At 57.1% G+C, this 18,609-nt stretch carries 21 protein-coding genes and 2 tRNA genes; 3 read left to right on the forward strand and 20 right to left on the reverse strand.

The genetic code is table 11. The features are described 5' to 3' along the window. Positions 1–23: 23 nt before the first annotated feature. The gene (locus tag RYZ18_RS05630; protein ID WP_317655419.1) at positions 24–197 is read right to left on the reverse strand and encodes a hypothetical protein; all 174 of its coding nucleotides are present in this window, start codon (positions 195–197) and stop codon (positions 24–26) included. 176 nt (positions 198–373) lie between these two features. Between RYZ18_RS05630 and RYZ18_RS05635 the strand changes: the two genes are divergently transcribed. Next, positions 374–448: transfer RNA gene (locus RYZ18_RS05635), tRNA-Thr, on the forward strand. A gap of 11 nt (positions 449–459) precedes the next feature. Here RYZ18_RS05635 and RYZ18_RS05640 read toward each other — a convergent pair. From RYZ18_RS05640 to phnG, 15 genes are all read right to left on the reverse strand, one after another. Beyond that, complete coding sequence (locus RYZ18_RS05640) at positions 460–2,373, reverse strand: acyl-CoA synthetase (protein WP_317655421.1); 1,914 nt, start codon at positions 2,371–2,373, stop codon at positions 460–462. A gap of 96 nt (positions 2,374–2,469) precedes the next feature. Further along, a complete protein-coding gene (locus tag RYZ18_RS05645; protein ID WP_317655422.1) occupies positions 2,470–4,296 on the reverse strand; it encodes an ABC transporter transmembrane domain-containing protein in 1,827 nt (608 codons plus the stop codon). Positions 4,297–4,392: 96 nt separating this feature from the next. Then, positions 4,393–5,028: a chloramphenicol acetyltransferase gene (locus tag RYZ18_RS05650; protein ID WP_317655423.1), complete on the reverse strand. Its 636-nt coding sequence runs from the start codon at positions 5,026–5,028 to the stop codon at positions 4,393–4,395. Positions 5,029–5,037: 9 nt separating this feature from the next. Then, complete coding sequence (gene phnE, locus RYZ18_RS05655; RefSeq protein ID WP_317655424.1) at positions 5,038–6,372, reverse strand: phosphonate ABC transporter, permease protein PhnE; 1,335 nt, start codon at positions 6,370–6,372, stop codon at positions 5,038–5,040. A gap of 7 nt (positions 6,373–6,379) precedes the next feature. Beyond that, positions 6,380–7,255, reverse strand: coding sequence for a phosphonate ABC transporter, permease protein PhnE (gene phnE, locus RYZ18_RS05660; protein ID WP_317655425.1), 876 nt, complete (start codon positions 7,253–7,255; stop codon positions 6,380–6,382). 76 nt (positions 7,256–7,331) lie between these two features. Continuing rightward, entirely contained in the window at positions 7,332–8,231 is a 900-nt protein-coding gene (gene phnD / locus RYZ18_RS05665; protein ID WP_317655426.1) for a phosphonate ABC transporter substrate-binding protein, read from the reverse strand. A gap of 52 nt (positions 8,232–8,283) precedes the next feature. Continuing rightward, entirely contained in the window at positions 8,284–9,114 is an 831-nt protein-coding gene (phnC, locus tag RYZ18_RS05670; protein ID WP_317655427.1) for a phosphonate ABC transporter ATP-binding protein, read from the reverse strand. A gap of 92 nt (positions 9,115–9,206) precedes the next feature. After that, entirely contained in the window at positions 9,207–10,349 is a 1,143-nt protein-coding gene (locus tag RYZ18_RS05675; RefSeq protein ID WP_317655428.1) for an alpha-D-ribose 1-methylphosphonate 5-triphosphate diphosphatase, read from the reverse strand. Positions 10,350–10,356: 7 nt separating this feature from the next. After that, a complete protein-coding gene (phnN, locus tag RYZ18_RS05680) occupies positions 10,357–10,893 on the reverse strand; it encodes a phosphonate metabolism protein/1,5-bisphosphokinase (PRPP-forming) PhnN (RefSeq protein ID WP_317655429.1) in 537 nt (178 codons plus the stop codon). Beyond that, positions 10,890–11,573 carry a phosphonate C-P lyase system protein PhnL gene (gene phnL, locus RYZ18_RS05685; RefSeq protein ID WP_317655832.1) on the reverse strand — a complete coding sequence of 228 codons (684 nt, stop codon included), beginning with the start codon at positions 11,571–11,573 and terminating at the stop codon, positions 10,890–10,892. Before phnL ends, phnN begins: the two co-directional genes overlap by 4 nt. Positions 11,574–11,582: 9 nt before the next feature. Further along, positions 11,583–12,353 carry a phosphonate C-P lyase system protein PhnK gene (gene phnK, locus RYZ18_RS05690; protein ID WP_317655431.1) on the reverse strand — a complete coding sequence of 257 codons (771 nt, stop codon included), beginning with the start codon at positions 12,351–12,353 and terminating at the stop codon, positions 11,583–11,585. Then, positions 12,350–13,183 carry an alpha-D-ribose 1-methylphosphonate 5-phosphate C-P-lyase PhnJ gene (locus RYZ18_RS05695; RefSeq protein ID WP_317655432.1) on the reverse strand — a complete coding sequence of 278 codons (834 nt, stop codon included), beginning with the start codon at positions 13,181–13,183 and terminating at the stop codon, positions 12,350–12,352. Before RYZ18_RS05695 ends, phnK begins: the two co-directional genes overlap by 4 nt. Further along, complete coding sequence (locus RYZ18_RS05700; RefSeq protein ID WP_317655434.1) at positions 13,180–14,280, reverse strand: carbon-phosphorus lyase complex subunit PhnI; 1,101 nt, start codon at positions 14,278–14,280, stop codon at positions 13,180–13,182. Before RYZ18_RS05700 ends, RYZ18_RS05695 begins: the two co-directional genes overlap by 4 nt. Then, positions 14,280–14,873, reverse strand: a complete 594-nt coding sequence (phnH, locus tag RYZ18_RS05705; protein ID WP_317655436.1) for a phosphonate C-P lyase system protein PhnH — start codon at positions 14,871–14,873, stop codon at positions 14,280–14,282. Before phnH ends, RYZ18_RS05700 begins: the two co-directional genes overlap by 1 nt. A gap of 2 nt (positions 14,874–14,875) precedes the next feature. Next, the gene (gene phnG / locus RYZ18_RS05710) at positions 14,876–15,328 is read right to left on the reverse strand and encodes a phosphonate C-P lyase system protein PhnG (protein ID WP_317655437.1); all 453 of its coding nucleotides are present in this window, start codon (positions 15,326–15,328) and stop codon (positions 14,876–14,878) included. 94 nt (positions 15,329–15,422) lie between these two features. On the opposite strand from phnG, the gene phnF reads away from it, so the two are divergent. Then, positions 15,423–16,172, forward strand: coding sequence for a phosphonate metabolism transcriptional regulator PhnF (gene phnF, locus RYZ18_RS05715; RefSeq protein ID WP_317655438.1), 750 nt, complete (start codon positions 15,423–15,425; stop codon positions 16,170–16,172). On the opposite strand, the gene RYZ18_RS05720 is transcribed toward phnF, so the two are convergent. From RYZ18_RS05720 to RYZ18_RS05735, 4 genes are all read right to left on the reverse strand, one after another. Then, entirely contained in the window at positions 16,111–16,785 is a 675-nt protein-coding gene (locus RYZ18_RS05720) for a class I SAM-dependent methyltransferase (RefSeq protein ID WP_317655439.1), read from the reverse strand. The two genes, phnF and RYZ18_RS05720, sit on opposite strands and share 62 nt — an antisense overlap. Continuing rightward, complete coding sequence (locus tag RYZ18_RS05725) at positions 16,782–17,309, reverse strand: 2,4'-dihydroxyacetophenone dioxygenase family protein (RefSeq protein ID WP_317655440.1); 528 nt, start codon at positions 17,307–17,309, stop codon at positions 16,782–16,784. Before RYZ18_RS05725 ends, RYZ18_RS05720 begins: the two co-directional genes overlap by 4 nt. A gap of 7 nt (positions 17,310–17,316) precedes the next feature. Continuing rightward, a complete protein-coding gene (locus tag RYZ18_RS05730) occupies positions 17,317–18,021 on the reverse strand; it encodes an SDR family NAD(P)-dependent oxidoreductase (RefSeq protein ID WP_317655441.1) in 705 nt (234 codons plus the stop codon). Between the two features lie 83 nt (positions 18,022–18,104). Continuing rightward, a tRNA-Gly gene (locus RYZ18_RS05735) sits at positions 18,105–18,178 on the reverse strand. Between the two features lie 90 nt (positions 18,179–18,268). On the opposite strand from RYZ18_RS05735, the gene RYZ18_RS05740 reads away from it, so the two are divergent. Next, positions 18,269–18,607 (forward strand): DUF952 domain-containing protein, encoded by a 339-nt coding sequence (locus tag RYZ18_RS05740; RefSeq protein ID WP_317655442.1) that lies wholly within the window; start codon positions 18,269–18,271, stop codon positions 18,605–18,607. The last annotated feature ends 2 nt before the right edge of the window (positions 18,608–18,609 follow it).

The following is an 18,609-nucleotide window of genomic DNA, read 5'->3' on the forward strand; positions in this document are numbered from 1 at the left end:
TCTTTTGCTCTGCTCAGGCCGCGTCAAGATGACGGGCCCGCGCCATTTTCGCCATCTTCCGCACGTCTTTTGCGGGCCTGCGCCTTGCGGCGGGCCAAATTGGCCTTAAGCGCTGCTTTCAACCGCTCCGTGCGAATGTCTTGCGCGCTTCGTTGACCAGAATTTGATCTTTTCTGCGGGTTTGATGGTTGCTTCATGCCGCCTCTCATAGCGAAGCGGACAATTCGCGTCTAGCGCGATGCAAATCGAAATTGGCAAAAATTGCCCATGTGCATCCGCACCCACCATAAGGAATTAGGCCTTGGTGCAAATTTTCGCCTGCTTTGGTCTTGCATGGGTCTGCGATTGCGTCTAATCCACGCGCCACAAGCGTGCTGCAGTAGCTCAGTGGTAGAGCACTCCCTTGGTAAGGGAGAGGTCGGGAGTTCAATCCTCCCCTGCAGCACCATCCCCCCCAAATTACGCCTGACCCCATGCCCAATGAAGGGCAAATTTATCCATGACGGACGGCACCTTGGCCTGTTCCGCCGCATCTGCGCTATGGATCATGGCTACCAAGCCAAATTTCGGGTCTTCGCGCACGGCCATGACACGGGCCGCAAAGCCCGCCTCGGCAAGGCTTGCATCCAAGACACGGGCAATCGCGCGCTTGCGCAGATCAGGCTTGAAGGTTTTACCCACGGCGGTTTTGGGCAGTTCTGAGAGAATCTCAATATATTTGGGTGCGGCTGCACGTTCGCTGACATGCGTGCGAGCGTGTTCCATCAGCGCCTCGACTGTCACATCTGCGCCTTGAACCAATTCGACATAGGCACAGGGCAATTCGCCTGCGATTGGGTCGGGCTGCCCGATGGCCGCGGCCATGGCCACGGCGGGATGAGTGGCCAAAGCCTCCTCGATCAGGGCGGGGTCGATATTGTGGCCGCCACGATTGATCAAATCCTTGGCACGGCCCGTGATCCAAAGATACCCATCCGCATCAAACCGCCCCAAATCGCCCGTGCGCAAATATCGGCCCTGATACATCTGCGCCGCCGATTTTGCAGCGTCTTTATAAATACCTTGCGCCGTTACACCTGGGCTTGCCACGCAAATTTCGCCGATCTCATCAATCGCACACTCCGTGGGGCCTTCGGGCGTATCTTTCAATATGATCACATCACAATGCGGAAAGGGGATCCCAACAGAACCCACTTTTTTCTCACCTTCAACTGGGTTGCAGGAGACAAGACAAGTGGCCTCGGTCAGGCCATATCCCTCGACAAGGCTGACGCCCGTTGCCCCCTCAAATCTGCGGAACAATTCCAAAGGCAAGGGGGCTGACCCTGAAAAAGCGGTTTTCACCGATGAAATATCCGCATTCACAGGCCGTTGCATCAACACCGCAAGCGCAGTTGGCACCGTGATCAAGAAGGTGACCTGCCAGCGTTCGACCAATTTCCAGAAATTATCAAACACCCCTGCCCCGCGATAGCCTTGCGGGGTCGGAAAGACCGTATGGGCGCCTGAACACAATCCCCCCATCAGGATCACATGGCTTGCAAAAACATGAAACAGCGGCAGCGGGCAGAGCACGGTATCGGTTTCTGTGAATAACAGACTGTGACCCACCCAACCATTATAGATCATGCCCGAATAGCTGTGCTGCGCCACTTTGGGCATGCCTGTTGTGCCGCCTGTATGAAAACAGGCCGCGATACGATCTCGGCCCTGATCTGGGTGGCGCAAGCGATCCGCCGCCTCGCCCGCCATTTCCGCGCGCAAGGACAACAGGCGGGCCTGATGCGTCACCTTTACCTTGGGCCGCAGCAAGGGCACGATCACCCGCTTGATCCCCGTCAGATAGCGCAGAAGATCAACCTCCAACACTGTTTCAACTTCGGGGGCCATGGCCACGGCGGCAGCGGTCTTTTGCGCAAGATCCGTTTTCGGAAATGGCGCCAAAGTCACCACAAGCCGCGCTTTGGTTTCGCGCAGGATGCTTGCAATTTGGTCAGGCTCAAGCAGCGGATTTATGGGCACCACAACGCCTGCAACCATCCCCGCCAGAAGGGTCAAGACTGTTTCGGTGCTATTGGGCAGCACAAAGGCCACCGAATCCTCAGAGCCAATGCCAAGCCGCGCGAACAGATTGGCCAGTTGGGTCACCTCCGCCCTGAGTCTTTGCCAGTCCAATGTCTCTGCTTTTGCGTCAGGATCTGAAAACAGTTGAAAGGTAACCGCCGGGCGCGCGGGATGGCGCGCTGCAACGTCAGTCAGCAATTCATAAATGCTTTGCGCAGGCGCGGCCTTAGGCCACGGGTGATCTGTCTCAATTTTGCGCACATCTTGATTATTCGCAAAAGGCAGCATGGCCTTGCCTCCCCCCATCATTCTCCCAAATGATCCTGCGGTCACGATGCACGCGGTCGCACGGCAGGCTTTGCGTGAGAATGAAGAGAAAAGCGCGTTTTCGCAAGCACGCTGTGATTATTCAGCGGCGATTCCATCGGTGAATTGCAACCGCGCCAGACGCGCATAAAGTCCGCCTTCCGCGACAAGCGCATCATGGCTGCCTTCGGCAACAATCTGTCCCGCATCAAAGACCAAAATGCGGTCGGCCTTTTTCACCGTTGCCAGACGATGCGCAACAATCAAGGTCGTGCGCTCGGCACTGAGATCTGCGACCGCGCGCTGCACCAATCGCTCGCTTTCAGCGTCAAGCGCACTGGTCGCTTCGTCTAGCAGCAGGATCGGCGCATCGCGCAAAATGGCGCGGGCGATGGCAATACGCTGTTTCTGCCCCCCAGACAGCATAATCCCCCGCTCGCCCACATAGCTGTCATAGCCTTCGGGCAAAGCCGCAAGGAACTCATGCGCGGCGGCGGCGCGGGCGGCGGCTTCGACCTCAGCATCGGTGGCGTCAGGACGACCAAAGCGAATATTGTCACGCGCAGAGGCCGCGAAAATCACAGGGTCTTGCGGCACCAGCGCCATAGCCGCGCGGAACCCCTCGCGGCGCATATCCCGCAGATCAACCCCATCAAGGGTGATCTTGCCTGTTTGCGGATCATAGAAGCGTTGCAGCAATTGGAAGATCGTGGATTTACCCGCGCCTGATGGCCCGACAAGTGCCACTGTCTCGCCTGCTTTAATGGTGAAGCTCACATCCGTGAGGGCCGCCGTTTCCGCGCGGGTTGGATAGGCGAAACCCACGCCATCAAACATGATATCGCCCTTGCCCCCATGGGTCAGGGGCACAGGGCGGGCGGGATCGGTGACTGTATCTTCTGCATAAACGAGTTCGACCAACCGCTCGGTCGCACCTGCGGCCCGCTGCAATTCGCCCCAAATCTCAGACAGCGCACCTACCGCACCCGCAACCATAATTGCATAGATTAAAAATTGGATCAGCGCGCCGATGCTCATCGCGTCTGCACGCACATCACGGGCGCCCACCCAAAGCACACCCACAATCCCCGCAAAAACGAGGAAGATCACAATGACAGTCATAAAGGCGCGGGTTGAAATGCGGCGCTTGGCGCTTGTGAAACTGGCCTCGGTCACATTGGAAAACTCGTTGGACGAGGCGCGCTCATGGGTAAAGGCCTGCACCGTTTGAGCCGCCAAAAGCGCCTCGGAGGCCGCGCCAGAACTTTGCGCAATCCAATCTTGGTTTTCACGCGACAACGCACGCAGCTTGCGCCCCAAAACCACAATCGGAACGATAATCGCAGGCACAAGCAGCAGAACCATCCCCGTCAGCTTGGGCGATGTGACAACCATCATCACCAAGCCGCCCATCAAAATCAGCGCATTGCGCAAGGCCACCGACACCGAGGAGGAGATCACACTGAGCAAAAGCGTGGTGTCTGTGGTGATGCGGCTGAGCACCTCACCCGTCATGACCTTCTCATAAAAACTTGGGCTCATGGAGATCATGCGGAAAAACACAGCCTTGCGAATATCGGCAATCACGCGCTCGCCCAATCGTGTCACGAGGTAATAGCGCGCGCCCGTCCCCAACGCCAGAAGGCCCGCGATCCCCAAGGCAGCAAGAAAATAGCTGTCCAAGAGGGCGGCGGTGTTTGTCTCAAACCCATCTACGACACGGCGCACGGCCAAGGGCATAATCAGCGCCACAAGCGCCGTGGTCACAAGCGCCAAACCCGCCCCGATGATCCAGACACGATACGGCACAAGAAATGGCACAAGCGCACGCAGCGATCCAATCTTTTTGGAGCGCGCACGCTCTTCCGTGGCATTGGCGGCCTTTGCAGGCGGTGCTGCCTTGGCGGCATCGGTTCGGGTGGTCATGGTCGCGTTTATCCTCAATCTGTGAAAGTGGGATAAAGCGGCACGGCCCATCAAACAAGCCCCGCGTGGCGCGACCTAATGCGCGCAGAAATGAAATCAGGGACGCTGCCCACGATATTTGGCAACAAATTCCGCCGCAGGCATCGCGCGGAAATCAGGCAGTGCGCGGCGCAGACGGGCATGATCCCAGTCCCACCACGCCAAATCCATCAGATCTTGCGCGACCTCATCGGCAAAGCGCATGCGCAAGGGCTTTGCGGGCGTGCCTGCCACAATCATGAAATCTGGCACATCCTTGGTCACCACAGCGCCCGCGGCCACAATCGCGCCGATGCCCACGCGGATTTCGGGTTTGATAATCGCACCATGACCGATCCAACAATCGGCCCCAAGGCTAAGACGGCGCGCCGCACGCGCTGCAAAAAATGCAGCATCGTCTGACGCGTCATCGAAATAGAGCTCAGAGCGATAGAGAAAATGATGCTGTGCCGCATTGTGCATCGGGTGATCGGTTGGACCGATCCGTATCATCGCGGCAATGTTCGAAAATTTGCCGATATCTGCATTGGCAATATCGGCCATGCGGTCACAATAGGCGTAGTCCCCGAAAGCCGAGTTCAGAACGCGCGAGAACGCCCCCACCTCGCAATAAGCCCCGAAGGTAGAATTGGCGATTTCGCAGCCTTGATGGATCAGGGGCGTATCGGCTGTCAGTTTTTTTGCGTCACTCATGTTGGCCTATCACTTGCCCGACCCATCGCCTTTGATCAGGCGCGCCCGTATACGACCAGAAACCGCATCCATTGCAACCACCATCAGCACGATCAAGGTGATATAATAAGTGACCTTTTCCCAATCTGCCGTGGTCTGGATGGCTTGGGTCAGCAATAGACCGATGCCCCCGCCCACAATCGCGCCCACAATCGTGGCAGAGCGCGTGTTCGATTCAAAGAAATACAACACCTGACTGAGCAAAATGGGCATGACCTGCGGCAAGACGCCAAAACGATTACGCTGCACTGCATTCGCGCCAGTCGATGCCAGCCCCTCAATCTGCTTTTCATCGACATTTTCAAGGGCCTCAGAAAACAGTTTCCCAAAGCTGCCCGTATCTGTCAGCAAAATCGCCAAGGCCCCCGTCATCGGCCCTGGCCCAAAGGCCCGCGATAAGATGATGGTAAAGATCAACGCATCCAAGCCACGTACGAAATCAAACAGGCGGCGGATGACAAAGCGCACCGCTTTGGACGGGGCGAAATTTGTTGCTGCAAAAAATGCCAAAGGCAGCGCAATCATTGCCGCGCCGAATGTGCCTAGAAAGGCCATCAGGATCGTTTCCCCCAAAGCCCAAAAAACATCCCCATGCCGCCAGATTGAATTGTTCCAGACATTCGACAACATCAGACCAAAATTGGAATGCGCGGGGTCAATTTGTGCGCCGCGGGTGATGGTTGCGAAAACCTCGCCCGCGCTCATGCCCGAATAGGGGCTGGCCAGATCGAAAAAGAACATCTCCCATCCCGCGAAATAGCGCATCGTTTCGGTGCGGTTGCGGGTGACAGACAGCCGCCCGCCTTCGGTCGCAATCGAGACGCGATTGCCCGAGGCATTGATGAAATCAGGAACCGCCTCGGCGGATAGGCGCAAATCAACCCCATTTGATGTATCAATGACAATATCGCCAAATTCAGGATGGTGATAGGTGATCAGCGGCCCGGCATAGCTCACGCGATGCCCATGGCGCAGTTCGATTTCGGCTGTGTCACCTGCCACTTCGGCCCAAGCGGGGATTTGATCAGGCGCATAGGTGGCACGGCGTGAACCTTCAATGGCGACCGTGATCTCGCCTGAGCGATTATCGCGCGTGACATGGGTTTTATAGCTAACCGCATCCGACACCAACACCGCCGCGTTATCCATCCGCGCCCGTTCTGCCAGACCCAGAATGTCAAAGGCAAAAAAGACATAGACCGCATAGGCCAAGATCACCGCTGGGATCGCAAAACCAAATAGTTTCTTGCGCCCAATGCGGCGAATTTCGGAGGCACGCAAGGCCGCAACATCTTGGGTAGCCATGACCATCTCAGAACGTCCCCTTGGTCAAATAATTGCGCAGGCTGCTTGAGAGTTGATCAACCGCGACAATGGTCAAAAACAGGATTACGAAAACGGCGGCGGCCTCATCGAACTTGCCCTGCCCGAAGGTCAGCGCATTTTTCAGCTCGTAGCCAATGCCGCCCGCGCCCACAAAACCAAGAATGGCTGACGCGCGGATATTGATCTCAAAGCGCAGCAACCCATAGCTGAGGTAATTGGGCAAAACCTGTGGGATGACACCCAACCAAATCCGTTGACCCCAATTTGCACCGACAGACTGCAACCCTTCGACAGGTTTCATGTCCGTGTTTTCATTCACCTCAGAAAACAATTTGCCCATGGCACCCATCGTGTGCAGCGCGATGGCAATCATTGCAGGCACAGGGCCACCGCCCATGATGAAAATCAGCACCAATGCCACCACAACCTCAGGGATCGCGCGCAAGATATCGGTGATACGGCGAAAGAACGGGATCAGACGCGGCCAATAGGCCAGCCCGCGCGTGCCCAAGAGCGAGAACACCACCCCACCCGCGCAGCCAAGCAAAGTCGCGACCGCCGCAATATTAAGCGTCTCAATCAAAGCAGGCAGTGCATCCACCATATGGCCGGGCAGGTTTGCTGCTTTTTCAATCGCCTCAGAAATCAGATCAGCAGGGAAATCAAAAAGGCGATGTAGACCGTCCCAGAAACCACCTGCATTGCGATCTTCTGCAATAGAGAAGCCAGAAATCAACATCACCGCAAAGATCAAAATGAGCAGACCTGAATAGAGACGGCGGCGCTGCGTCATCTGCAGATAATCTTCGCGCACTGTTTCCCGTCTTTCTCGATCCATCTGGGATGAGGTGATATCGGTCATGGTCAACCTTTCGTAAAGGTGGGGGCGCGCAAATCTGCGCACCCCCCAATGTCATGCACCAGTGTGCAACAAGGGCTTAGTTGCCTTGTGCCAAACGCACAGCGATGATGGTCTCATAGGCTTCGTGGCTGATGGGTGCGAAACCTGCGGTTTCACCTGCCGCCACACCATAGGCGCAGGCCTCATCTGTTTCGTGCAGATTGGCCAAAAGTTCGGTGACAGTCGCCTTTACATCGTCAGGCAGCGATTGACGCAGAACAACAGGGCCTTCTGGAATTGGCTTAGAGCGCCAGATTTCAACCAAGTCGTTCATGTCAACCAGACCTGCATCAACCGCGCGGCGCAACGCGCCCGAGTTGTAGCCGTCTTCCCAGTTGCCCAAACCATCGGCCCAAGTCACGCCTGCATCAATATCGCCATTGTTTACGGCGATGATTGTCTGCTCGTGACCGCCTGTGAATACAACATCACCAAAGAAATCGCCTGGCTCCATCGAGTAACCCAACTGTGGGATCTCAACCGAAGGGATCAAGAAACCAGAGGTCGAGTTTGGATCACCAAAGCCGAAGGTTTTGCCTTCAAGATCGGCCAAATCGGTAATGCCGCTGTCAACGCGGGCAAAGCCGATGGAATGATACGAGAAAGAGCCATCCAAATTGGTCTTAACCAAGACTGGCTCGACCGCGTTTTCATCTGCGATATAGGTCGCGGCATAGGAAGACGCGCCCAACCATGCGAAATCAAGCGTGCCGCCAAGCAAACCTTGGATCACGCCGTTGTAATCTGCAGGGGTAAACAAACGGGTTGGAACGCCAAGGGCCTCTTCAACATAGGCGCGGAAGCATTCGTTATTTGCCAAACGGTCTTGCGCGTTTTCACCGCCCAAAAGGCCGATATTGAATTCGGTGATCTCCTGTGCCGCAGCAGGCCCAGCAAGGGCTGTTGTCACTGCGAGGAGGGTTGCCAGTTTCTTCATGAGAAGTCTCCGTGAGATGAGATGTCCGAACAGATGGACTGGGGTTTTGGTCTTAGATCAGACCTTGCATCGCGGGATTTTTGACCCGCTTTTCCGCCACCGCCTCAGCACCCGAAATCTTGGTAGAGGTAGCGAATTCGTTGAATGTTTCATCCGCGCCATAAATGTCGCGCGCGACACCCGTGGTCAGTTGCTCAGGGGTGCCATCAAACACGATGCGCCCGTCCCGCATTCCGATCACGCGGTCACAATATTGGCGCGCCGTATCCAATGTGTGCAGGTTCGCAATCACCATGCGCCCGTCTTCTGTGTTGATCCGCTTGAGCGTATCCATCACGATTTGGGCGTTCATGGGATCAAGGCTGGCAATTGGCTCATCGGCCAGAATGATCTGGGGGTCTTGCATCAAGGCGCGGGCGATAGCGACCCGTTGCTGTTGACCACCGGACAACGCCTCGGCCCGTTTGGGTGCTTGTTCGGCAATGCCCAGACGATCAAGAATATCAATCGCGCGGGAAATATCGGCCTTTGACCAAAGATTAAACATCGTGGCCAAGGTCGAAGCGTGGTTCAATTTCCCATGCAACACATTCGAGACAACATCGAGGCGCGGCACAAGATTAAACTGCTGAAAGATCATGGCGCAGCGGCTTTGCCATGCGCGCGCATCCGCACCGCGATAGGCAAGCACATTGGTGCCATCAACCAGAATTTCGCCATCCGTGGCATCGGTCAGGCGGTTCATCATTCGAAGAAAGGTGGACTTGCCCGCCCCAGAGCGACCAATGATCCCGACAAAGGCAGGTCGGTCGATAGAAAAGCTAACACGGTCAACGGCAATCTTGCTGCCAAAAACCCGGGTTACGTTGCGCACTTCGAGCATAAGGCCCCCTTCCAAAATCTTGAGGGCCGTATCGCTGTGCAGTGAGTCAGTTACATGACCGAATTGTTACCGTTTCGTAAAAAAATCATCGGTCAGGCAACGCGCAAGCCGCGCGACCAGACCCCGCGCAAACGCGGTGTGCCACCCGCAACGGACAGGCGCAAAACGTCACCGCGCAAGCCTTGTTCGATGCGGCCACGATCCTGCAAACCCGCAGCTTCAGCTGGGTTGGCCGTTACTGTGGCGATGGCGCGCGGCAGATCATTCCACATTTGCCCCAAGCGATAAGCTGACAGCAAAAGCGCAGCAGGGACATAATCAGAGGAGATGATATCCAACAGGCCTGCTTCGGCCAGTTCGGCAGCCGAAACATTGCCCGAATGTGACGCGCCACGGATCAAATTGGGCGCGCCCATCATAACCGCGATGCCATGCCTATGGCAGGCCTCAGCCGCCTCGCGCGTGGTGGGGAATTCGGCCAATTTGATCCCGTAGCCCGCAGATTTTTCGACATGATCCGCGGTGGTGTCATCATGGCTTGCCAAAAGCGCACCATAGCGGCGGGCGTGATCCACTGCGGCCTGTTCGTGCATATCCCCAAACCGCGCACGCATCTCTGTCAGATGTGCGATATGGTCTAACCATTCATCCTCACTGAGATTGTTCTTACCCATCACATAGGCTTTGAGCTTGGACAGATCACGGAATTGCCGTTGCCCTGGTGTGTGATCCATGAGGCTCACCAAACCCACGCGGTCTGCTGGGCCAAATTCTGCCAATTCTTCGGCCAAGGTTTCGGAACAGATTTCGGCACGCAGGTGTAGAAAATGGCTGATCTTCAGCATCCCTTGATCGCGCAGGGCCAACATCTCGCTGGCCAAAGGACGGGCATAGCGTTCGTAACGGGTTTTGCCCGAATTAATCGACCCAATGCGCATGGCATCGAAAACTGTCGTGATCCCTGCCCCTGCCAGTTCGGCATCATGGGCGATAATGGCCGCATCATGGGGCCAATCAACTGACGGGCGCGGTTGCATGTGCCGCTCAAGATTGTCGGTGTGCAATTCAACCAGACCGGGCGTCAGATAATCGCCCTCGCAATCAATCGCGCCACGCGGCAAGGTGGCGCCTTCATGGATATCCGCAATGACCCCATCTTGCACAATCACGCTGCCTGCAAAGACCCGATCCACAGTAACGATCTGCGCATTGCCGAAAATCACTTCGCTGCTCATGATTGTTCTATCCTTTGAATAAGCCTGCCTCAGCGGCGGCGATGGCGACCTCTAACGTGCCGCTATTGTCAATTTCCACGACATTCAGGCCCTCGGGCAAAGGAACCTGTCGCGCCAGACGTGCGGCGATATCCTGTGCGTCCTCGCGCCCGCGCGCGGCAAGACGCGTGGCCAAAACCGCAGGGCTTGCGGTGATGGACAGAACCACCACATGCGTAAATCGCAATGCAGCCTCGCTCAACATATTGCGAGACAGGTTTGCAAGGACATCATGACCTGCGGCAATCCAATCGGCCACCTCAGCGGGAATACCATAAGAGAGGCCATGCGCCTGCCATGACAAGGCAAAGGCCCCCTTCCCCTTGAGACGCGCAAATTCATCTGCGCTGACCCCATCAAACGCCTCACCCCCCGCATCACTGGGGCGGGTGATCACGCGTTTGGCCGCGCGCAAATCTGGATGGCGGGCCATCAGCCCTGCCATCACGCTGTCTTTGCCCACGCCAGAGGGGCCAACAACCGCAATGAGGCGGCCTGTCTTCATGCGATCTTCCTTGGGGTAAAGACGCTGACATCAATGGCGCGATCCGCTACCCGCTCGCGCGCTTCAAGGTCATGGAAAATTCCAACGATCGCAGCCCCTTCTGCCTTCGCCTCTTCGATCAGCGATAGCACCGTCTCGCGGTTCTGGGCATCAAGGCTGGCGGTTGGCTCATCCAACAGCAAAACGGGATACCGATGTGCAAATCCGCGCGCGATGTTGACGCGTTGCTGTTCACCGCCCGAGAATGTCGTGGGCGATAACGGCCACAGCCGTTCGGGGATACGCAACCGCGTCAGCAAATCTGCGGCCCGCGCGCGCGCTTCGTCCTCAGCCACACCAAGAGACAAGAGAGGTTCTGCCACAACCTCTAGGGTGGGCACGCGCGGCACCACGCGCAAGAACTGGCTGACATACCCTAAAACCTCGCGCCGTAGGGTCAAAATCTCACGCGGGGTAGCGGTGGTGATGTCCAACCCGTTCACCACCACACGCCCCGCTTGCGCCAGATAATTTCCGTAAAGGATGCGCATGACAGTGGATTTCCCTGCCCCGCTTTCCCCTGTCAGGGCGACACATTCGCCCGCCGCTACGGAAAAATTCGCGCCCTCCAGCACGGGGATCACCGCGCTGTTTTGATTGTGCAGGGTAAAAGATTTTCCCAAATCTGTGACTGTGATCATCGTCATCCCTCACACCTGCAAAACCGAAGATACCAAAAGCTGCGTATAGGCGTGTTGCGGATCATCCAAGACCTGATCGGTCAAACCTGTTTCCACAACATGGCCCGATTTCATCACCATCAGCCGATCTGCCAAAAGACGCACCACCGCCAAATCATGGGTGACGATAATGGCCGAAAGACCCATACGGCGGACAAGACCGCGCAGCAAATCCAACAGCCGTGCCTGCACACTTACATCCAAGCCGCCCGTGGGTTCGTCCATAAAAACAAGGCGCGGGCCTGTCACCAAATTGCGCGCGATTTGCAGGCGCTGCTGCATCCCACCTGAAAAGGCCGAAGGGCGATCATCCATGCGGGCGGTGTCGATTTCAACCTTGCTCAGCCAGTCACCCGCTGTCTGGCGAATATCGCCATAATGACGCGCGCCGACCGCCATCAACCGCTCGCCGACATTGCCGCCTGCGGATACCCGCATCCGCAATCCATCACGCGGATTTTGATGCACAAAGGCCCAATCAGTGCGCGACAGCATCCGCCGCTCGGCCTCGGGCATCTGACGGACATCACGGGGGCCATCGGCACGGGTGTCAAAAATCACCTCCCCCTGATCAGGGCTCTGATGCCCCGCGAGGCAATTGAGCAGCGTGGACTTACCTGACCCAGACTCCCCCACAATCCCCAAGACTTCGCCTGGATAAAGATCAAACGAGACATCTGCACAGCCAATCCGCGCGCCGTATCGTTTCTCAATATTACGCACTTGCAAAAGCGGGGTCATGCGGCCTCTCCTGTCTCGCGGCGGCTGGCGCAGTAATCTGTGTCGGAACAGACAAACATCCGCCCACCCGCATCATCCACGATCACCTCATCTAAATAGCTGTCTTCAGCCCCACATAGCGCACAAGGATGTGCCGCTTTTGACGGATCAAAGGGGTAATCTTCAAAATCGAGACTTACGACCTTGGTATAGGGCGGCAGCGCGTAAATCCTTTGCTCACGTCCCGCCCCAAACAATTGCAAGGCAGGGCTTTCCAATTTGGGATTGTCGAATTTCGGGATTGGAGAGGGATCCATCACATAGCGATCTTCCACCTTCACAGGATAGGCATAGGCGGTCGCAATCTCGCCATGGCGCGCAATGTCCTCGTAAAGCTTGACATGCATCAGGCCATATTCCTCAAGCCCATGCATCTTGCGCGTTTCGGTTTCACGCGGCTCTAGGAAACGCAGCGGCTCGGGGATTGGCACTTGATAGACCAAAATCTGATCTGCGCTGAGTGGCGTTTCAGGGATACGGTGGCGCGTTTGGATCACGGTGGCCTCTGTGGTTTTCTCGGTCACGGCCACGCCTGCGGTTTTCTCGAAAAAGCGGCGAATGGAGACGGCATTGGTCGTGTCATCCGCGCCTTGGTCGATGACTTTGAATACATCATCAGGGGTCAGACAGGCGGCAGAAACCTGCACGCCGCCCGTGCCCCACCCATAGGGCATCGGCATTTCGCGGCTTGCGAAGGGCACCTGATAGCCTGGAATGGCCACCCCCTTCAGAATAGCGCGGCGGATCATCCGCTTGGTCTGCTCATCCAGATAGGCAAAATTATAGCTCATTCTGCAGCCTCCCGTGGGCCTGTAGATGCCATCATCGCCTCGGCGCGCAGGCGGCGGATCAGTTCCAATTCAGATTGGAAATCCACATAATGGGGCAGTTTGATATGTTCGAGGAACCCAGTTGCTTGCACATTATCAGAATGGGACAGGACAAACTCTGCGTCTTGCGCGGGCGCGCCCACATCATCCTCACCCAATTCCTCCCATCGCAAGGCGCGATCCACGAGGGCCATGGAAATCGCTTTGCGTTCGGATTGCCCAAAGACCAAACCATAACCGCGGGTGAATTGCGGCGGCTCGGTCTTGCTGCCTGTGAATTGGTTCACGGTTTCACATTCGCTGACCGTGATCTCGCCGAGATCAATCGCAAACCCCAATTCGGGAATATCCATCGACACAGCCACGCGCCCGATCCGCAATTCGCCTACGAACGGGTGGTTGCGCGCATAGCCCCGTTGCGTGGAATAAGCCATGGAGAGAACAAAACCCTCATCGCCACGCGCCAAGGCCTGAAGTTTCAGCGGACGATCCGCGGGGAAATCCAACGGCTCGCGCGTCAGATCACGCGGGGGCGTGTTATCCTCAGGCTCGGGCTGCAATAGGCCCTCGCGATCCAGAAATTCGGTGACATGCGGCAAAGGTGCGGCGTCCACTAGGGCGGCTTCTTCGGCTTCGGGCGACACCGCCCCCTCCGCCATCAAAGCGAAATCCAAAAGGCGGTGGGTGTAGTCAAAGGTTGGCCCCAAGATCTGCCCGCCCGGCAGATCCTTAAAGGTGGCCGAGATGCGCCGATCACAGCGCATCGCGCCAGTATCAATCGGGGCGCTCACCCCAAAACGGGGCAAGGTGGTGCGATAGGCGCGGATCAGAAAAATCGCCTCAATCATATCGCCGCGCGCCTGCTTGATCGCCAGAGCCGCCAAATCAGGATCGTATAGTGAACCTTCGGCCATGACCCGATTGACAGCCAAGCTAAGCTGTTCGCGAATTTGCGGAATAGTCAGTTCCGCCACATCGGTTGCGCCGCGCCGCTCATCGGCCAGCCATTCATGGGCGGCGTCAATCGCCCGCTCGCCCCCCTTTACCGCAACATACATCAGGAAGCCCCCTCAATACGGGTGGATCGCGGCAGGGCCGCTATTTGGCTGTCTGATGTGAAGAACGTGTCAAACCCAAGCGGGAAGCGGCGCGCATTGGCGACAAAGGCCGCGGTCTCGGGCAGATTAAGATAGGCCTCCGCCTGAATGCCTGGCCCCGTCAAGCGCACCCCCTCCGCCGCGAGATGATCCATCTCAACGATCAATGTGACAGAGCGGTCAGGGTAATCTTGCACGCCTTGACGCATGCGCGCGAGATCAAGGCAAAGCTCATCCCATGGGCCAATGGCGAAATCCGCCTCATCCGCGGCAACCAGAGGCGCGCCCGAGTGAAAGCGCAGCCATGCGCGAATGGCGTCTTTGTCGCAAGACGGGGAAAGGTAAACCCGTGTTTCGGGATCACAAAGAACCAGCAGCAAACTGCCTGCGGCAGGGGATAAGGGCAGCGGCGGATGCCCGCCTGAAATTTCGCGGATCACCCCAGGACGGGCCATCACATCCAAAGCCGCGCGAAAGGCAATTGCCGCATCGCGCGGGGGATTGGCGAACCCGCCCCCCATCGCATCGGTCACATTTGGCTCAGACAGTGCCATGCTCATTCCCCCCGAACCATGGTGAAAAATTCAACCTTTGTTCCCGCCGCGCGCGCCGCCCGCGCGCCCTCACGCGCCGCTTTCTCCGCACGCAAAGGGGCGATCACGGAGGCGATCAAAGCCGACCCCTGATCGGTCTGACACAGCGCATCGACAAGCGCGGCATAGGTTGCGGCCTCATGACTGCGGCCCTGCACATATCCGTGCCCAACCGCACCGCTTTCATTGAGGCGCACCGAGGCGCGGGTGACAGTCATTTCACCGAGATTAAACGCAGCGCCCACCGCACCTGCGCGCCCACGCACCATGACCGTGCCAATTTCAGGCGCACGCAAAACGCTATGCGGCACCTCAACGCCTGCGGATTGGCACAGCGCGATCAGGCGATCTGCGGGGGCCTGTGCCATTGTGGACAGCCATGCTTGCCGTTCGATGTGTTCGCCTAAATTCGACATCTTGCGAAGTTATCCGATAAAATATACAACTAGACAAACTTTACGCTCAACCCTGCCCCCTCACAAGCGGCTTTTGATGAAATTTTGATGACAGATGCCCAAAGCCACGATCTGGACAGAAATTCGAAACGACCTTGAAACCGATATCCGTTTGGGACGCTTTGCAGCGGGCACGAAATTGCCCACGGAGGCGGAATTGGCCGCCCGCTTTGGCGTGAACCGCCATACGGTGCGCCGCGCCATCGCAAGTCTGGTTGAGGCAGGGCTGGCCCTTAGCCGCCAAGGCGCAGGCGTTTTTGCAACCGAAGCCCAGACCCCCTATCAGATTGGGCCAAGGGTGCGGTTTTCCCAAGCCATCCGCGCAACAGGCCGTGTGCCCGACAGACGTTACACCGCATTGTTCAGCCGCCCTGCTGATGCCAAAGAGGCCGAAATGCTCGATATCCGCGAGGGGGAATTGGTGCATCACGCAGAGGGTCTATCCTATGCCGATGGGGTGGCTCTGTCGCTGTTTTCATCTTGCTTTCCTGCCGCAAGGCTGCCGAATTTATTGGACAATCTTACCCGCGACCCTTCGATTACAGCGGCCTTTGCGGCGGATGGATTTGACGATTACCTGCGCCGCGACACGCAAATTGACGCGCGCGCGGCCACAAAATTGCAGGCACATCAATTGGGCATTCGCCATGGCGCGGCCCTGTTAGAAATCACCGCGATTAACATCTGCGCAAAATCTGGCGCGGTCTTGGAATTCGGGCAAAGCGTGATGGTCGGCGGGCGCGTTAAATTGCGGGTTGAGGGCTCTGCCCCGACACCCCTGCCGCCCGCACAAAATGCGCCCTAAGGAAAAGCTGCGCAACACCGCTTGGCGTGTGATGCGTGGCTGTCTCCGCCGCGTGCAAGGTGAAATCTGACCCCAGTCGCCCAGCAAGCGTGGCGGCATCATAACGCTGCACAGGCTGGCCGCTGCATCGCTCAGGGCCATCTTGGTGAAACACCGACAAGATCACATGACCCTTGGGGATCACAGCGCGGGCCATCATCTGCACATAGGCCGCCTGCGCGTCAGGGTCGGTTAAGAAATGAAACACCGCGCGATCATGCCAAAGGTGATAGTGGCGGGGCGGTTGCCAGTTGCGCAAATCCGCACAAATGAAGCGCGGCGGATGATCAAGATCACGACAGGCCGCCTTGCTTTGGGTCATGGCATGGGCCGAAATATCGATGACTGTGACATCGCGATAGCCTGTAAGCGCCAAGCCACGCGCCAAGCCTGACCGCCCTGCCCCTGCATCTAGAATGGGCGCGTCAGGCCCAAGCTTGAGCGCCGCGATTTGGGCAAGGGCGTAGGTGTAATCTGCTTGATACCACCCAAGCTGATCAACCGCGCGATCGTGATAGACCGCATCCCAAAAGCCAGCTTCCGCAGCATTCGGGGATGGTGCATGATCTGTCATCTGATGAATTGGTCAACGTAATCTGCGCCAAGCCCGACACGTTCGTAATGCGCGCGGCACAGATCAATCTTGGTAAAGACATCCTCATAGCCCAAAACCTCGCCATAAGGATCGACATAGCACATGACGCCATTGACCTGAAAAAAGGTGATCATCTCATCAACCCCTTCGGGCACGACCAATGTATGCGTCTCGCCCGGTGGTTCGTAAACATAAGAGCCCGCTGTGGCCTCCCAGTCATGCTCAAGGTAATGCCACCGTCCCTTCAACACCCAACCATGCACCGCCTGCGGATGGCGATGGCGCGACAGCACGCCCGATTTGGTCACCTTAAGCAGGTTCATCCAATACCCTTGCGAGCGATTAAGACAGAGCGGCCGAAACCAAACATTCGGGGCCTGCGGCACCCAAATCCGCTCATCTTCTGGGATGGCATTGGGGATCATAATCTCCTCCAATGCATCTTGGGGAAAGGGCAACTGATAGGGGGTCATTGGATCATGGTCAGATTTCTGAAGGGGCATGGTCACCTCACATTGCACTATAGCCGCCATCCACGGGATAAATGGCACCTGTCACAAAGCCAGCACGGGCCGATAACAGCCACGCAACCAACTCGCCTATTTCATCGGGTTTGCCCCACCGCCCCATCGGGGTGCGCGCCAGAATGGGGCCGTTTCGCGCGGGGTCTTCGCGCAAGGCTGCGGTCATCTCAGTTTCGATCCATCCCGGCGCAATCGCATTGACCCGCACGCCGTCCGCGGCCCATTTCCCCGCCAAGGCCTTTGTCAACTGCGCGACACCGCCCTTGGAGGCCGAATAAGCGGGAACAAGCGGCCCTCCAAATGTGCTCAGCATGGAGGCCGTGTTCACAATAGCCCCTTTAGATTTCGCAAGCAGCGGATGGGCGGCAACACAAGTGCGCATCGTGCCTGTCAGATTGATCTCGATCACTTTGGTGAACACATCCATTTCATATTCCGCGCCGCGAAACAAAACGCCTGCGCAATTCACCAAAGCGTCAAGCCCGTCAAACTGTCCGAAAAACTGATCCACCGCCGCTTGGTCCGTGACATCAAGCTGGGCTGTGGCCACCTGTGGAATAGCCGCTGCAAAATCAGAAATCTCTTGTGGGGCCAGGCCGGTGGCCGTGACCTGCCATCCTTCGCGCAGCAAAACCCGCGCAATGCCTGCGCCGATCCCGCCTGTGCCACCAATCACGACTGCCCTAGACATAGTTTGCCCCATGCGCCCTGTTCACACCGCATAGCTTTGCGGAACTTGGGCCATGATACAAGTCTGATGAAGTGGTGAGAGCGTGGAGCGGGTAGCGGGAATCGAACCCGCACGACTAGCTTGGAAGGCTAGGGCGCTACCATTACACCATACCCGCGTCCTTGAATCTGGGGGTAAGTCATCGTCCCGTTTTCGTCAAGGATGAATGAGCCTTGACCTATGATGCGGATTTCCGCACAGCACACATATGTTGATATTCAAAATTCTCCGCCCTTCCGAATGGGACGCGCTTTGCGCCCAGAAAGAAACCCTTGGCGCGCCGATTGATCAGGCCGATGGCTATATCCATTTCTCGACCGCAGCGCAGGTGGCCGAAACCTTGGCCAAGCATTTTTCAGCTGTCGAAGGATTGATCCTTGCCGCCTATGAGGCCGATGCCTTTGGCGATGCCCTGCGGTGGGAGGTGTCGCGCGGCGGCGATCTTTTCCCACATTTATATGGCAAGCTGCCCTTAGACGGGGTTTTATGGCATCATGAATTGACGCTTGAAAATGGTCTTCACATTCTGCCCGATTTGAACGGGTGATG

Source organism: Roseovarius sp. 10, assembly GCF_033100315.1.
Lineage (GTDB): Bacteria > Pseudomonadota > Alphaproteobacteria > Rhodobacterales > Rhodobacteraceae > M30B80.